The 3,055-nt window shown below is 69.7% G+C and carries 3 protein-coding genes; all 3 read left to right on the top strand.

Going from position 1 to position 3,055, the window contains the following annotated elements:
* A partial coding sequence (locus JHN45_RS52185; protein WP_201056542.1) for a molybdopterin dinucleotide binding domain-containing protein occupies window positions 1-996 on the top strand: 996 nt, incomplete at its 5' end.
* A gap of 122 nt (window positions 997-1,118) precedes the next feature.
* Window positions 1,119-2,549: a CitMHS family transporter gene (locus tag JHN45_RS52180; protein ID WP_200717406.1), complete on the top strand. Its 1,431-nt coding sequence runs from the start codon at window positions 1,119-1,121 to the stop codon at window positions 2,547-2,549.
* 23 nt (window positions 2,550-2,572) lie between these two features.
* On the top strand, window positions 2,573-3,055 hold a 483-nt coding region (locus JHN45_RS52175), incomplete at its 3' end, for an MFS transporter (protein ID WP_201056541.1).

Below are 3,055 nucleotides of genomic sequence, written 5' to 3'. Positions count from 1 at the left end.
TTCATGGTCAGCGTCGACCCCTACCTCAACGAGACCGCACGCCACGCCGACGTCGTCCTTCCGCCGCCCCCGCCCTCCCAGAGCCCGCACCACGACTTCGCGTTCAACACCCTCGCCGTCCGCAACCAGGTCCGCTACTCCCGCCCCGCGATCCCGCTGGAGCCCGGCCGGATGGCCGAGACCGAGATCCTGGCCCGGCTGATCCTCGCCGCGTCCGGCATGCACGGCGCCGACCCCGCCGCCGTCGACACGATGGTCATCGACCAGACCCTCGGCAAGGCCGTCACCGATCCCAACTCGCCCGTCCACGGCCGCGATCCGCGCGAGATCGCCGACCGACTCACCGGCGACACCGGTCCCGAGCGCCGGCTCGACATGATGCTGCGCCTCGGCCCCTACGGCGACGGCTTCGGCGTACGACCGGAGGGACTGTCCCTTCAACAGCTGCTCGCGCATCCGCACGGCATCGACCTGGGCCCGCTCGCCTCCCGGCTGCCGCAGCCGCTGCGGACCCGCAGCGGCAAGGTCGAGCTGCTGCCGCAGCCGATCGTCGACGACCTGCCCCGGCTCCGGCAGGCCATGAGCGAGCGGGCGGACGGGCTCGTCCTCGTCGGCCGCCGCCATCTCCGCTCCAACAACAGCTGGATGCACAACGTCCCCGCCCTCACTGGCGGCACGAACCGCTGCACCCTGCACATCCACCCCGAGGACGCCGAGCGGCTCGGCGTGGTCGACGGAGCGCCGGTCCGGGTGAAGGGCGCCGGGGGAGAGGTGACCGCTCCCGCGGAGATCACCGACGGTCTGCGAAGGGGTGTGGTGAGCCTTCCGCACGGCTGGGGACACGACCGGCCCGGCACCCGGCTGAACCATGCCGCGACCGATCCGGGCGTCAACGTGAACCAGCTGCTCGACGGCAGTCTCCTCGACCCGCTGTCGGGCAACGCGGTGCTCAACGGAGTGCCCGTGGAGGTCGCCGCCCTGACCGCACCGCTGTGACCTGGAGTTTTGCGCTTATTGCTCGCGCGTCAACATCTTGTTAACGCCGCTTTGCGCGACCTAACGTCGTCGGACCGCCGCCCCTGGTGGGAGTTCAAAGGCGAACGTTAGGTGTTCCACTCATGCTGACCATCCTCGGCTTCACCATGATCGCGACCTTCCTGGTCCTGATCATGCTGAAGAAGATGTCGCCGATCGCGGCGCTCGTCCTGATACCCGCGCTGTTCTGCGTCTTCGTCGGAAAGGGCGCCAAGCTCGGCGACTACGTCATCGACGGCGTCACCAGCCTCGCGCCCACCGCGGCGATGCTCATGTTCGCGATCGTCTACTTCGGTGTGATGATCGACGTCGGTCTCTTCGACCCGATCGTCCGGGGGATCCTGAAGTTCTGCAAGGCGGATCCCCTGCGGATCGTGGTCGGCACCGCGCTCCTCGCCGCGATCGTCTCGCTGGACGGCGACGGCTCGACCACCTTCATGATCACCGTCTCGGCGATGTACCCGCTGTACAAACGCCTGAAGATGAGCCTGGTCGTGATGACCGGTGTCGCCGCGATGGCCAACGGCGTGATGAACACGCTCCCTTGGGGCGGCCCGACCGCCCGCGCCGCCACCGCCCTCAAGCTCAACGCCAGCGACATCTTCGTCCCGATGATCCCGGCCCTCGCCGTGGGCCTGCTGGGCGTCCTCGTCCTCGCCTACGTCCTCGGCCGCCGCGAACGCAAGCGGCTCGGCGTGCTGACGCTGGACGAGGTGCTGGTCGAGGAGCCGGCCGAGTCGGAGACGGTTCTCGTGGGAGCCGGCTCGGGCAAGGGCGCCGGCGCCTCGGGCATCGGCAACGACCGTGAAGCCACCGGCGGTTCGGGCTCCGGCACGGACGCCGACGCCGAACTCCCCGACGAGGACGACGGTTTCCGCGGCCTCGACCCCAACCGCCCGACCCTGCGCCCCAGGCTCTACTGGTTCAACGCACTGCTCACGGTCACCCTGCTCACCGCCATGATCATGGAGTGGCTGCCGATCCCGGTCCTCTTCCTGCTCGGCGCGGCGATGGCCCTCACCGTCAACTTCCCGCACATGCCCGACCAGAAGGCCCGCCTCGGCGCCCACGCGGAGAACGTCCTCAACGTCTCCGGCATGGTCTTCGCCGCCGCCGTCTTCACCGGCGTCCTCCAGGGCACCGGCATGGTCGACCACATGGCGACCTGGCTCGTCGACAACATCCCCGACGGGATGGGCCCGCACATGGCCTTCGTCACCGGCGTGCTCAGCATCCCGCTCACGTACTTCATGTCGAACGACGGCTTCTACTTCGGCATCCTCCCGGTGCTCGCGGAGGCGGGTCAGGCGCACGGCGTCTCGTCCCTGGAGATCGCCCGCGCCTCCCTCGTCGGCCAGCCCCTGCACATGTCGAGCCCGCTGGTGCCCGCCGTGTACGTCCTGGTCGGCATGGCCAAGGTGGAGTTCGGCGACCACACACGATTCGTGGTCAAGTGGGCGGCCCTGACATCGCTCGTCGTCCTCGGGGCAGGAATCCTGTTCGGCATCATCTGACTCACACGACAAGGGACTTCACCATGGCGTCCGGCAGGAACCGCGGCTGGCTGCTCCGCCTCGTCATCGCCTTCGGCTTCGCGCAGGGGGCGGTGTCGATGGCCCGCCCGGCGGTCTCCTACCGGGCCCTCGCTCTCGGCGCGGACGAGCGGGCGATCGGTGTCATCGCGGGCGTGTACGCGCTGCTCCCGCTGTTCGCCGCCGTACCGCTCGGCCGCCGTACCGACCACGGCCGCTGCGCACCCCTGCTGCCCGTCGGCGTGCTCCTGATCTCCGGCGGCTGCGCACTGAGCGGACTTGCCAACTCCCTGTGGGCGATGGCGATGTGGAGCGGCGTGATGGGCCTGGGCCACCTCTGCTTCGTGATCGGCGCCCAGTCGCTGGTCGCCCGCCAGTCCGCCCCGCACGAACAGGACCGCAACTTCGGCCACTTCACGATCGGCGCGTCCCTCGGCCAACTCGTCGGCCCCATCGCCGCGGGCGCGCTGATCGGCGGCCCCGACATG

Source organism: Streptomyces sp. MBT53 (genome assembly GCF_016654115.1).
GTDB lineage: Bacteria > Actinomycetota > Actinomycetes > Streptomycetales > Streptomycetaceae > Streptomyces.
Note: the sequence above shows the minus strand (reverse complement) of the source record. Positions and strands in the feature narration are given on the sequence as shown.

Excerpts from the sequence above, each read along its gene's own strand:
- JHN45_RS52180 (WP_200717406.1), top strand. The coding sequence starts at position 1,119 with ATGCTGACCATCCTCGGCTTCACCATGATCGCGACCTTCCTGGTCCTG.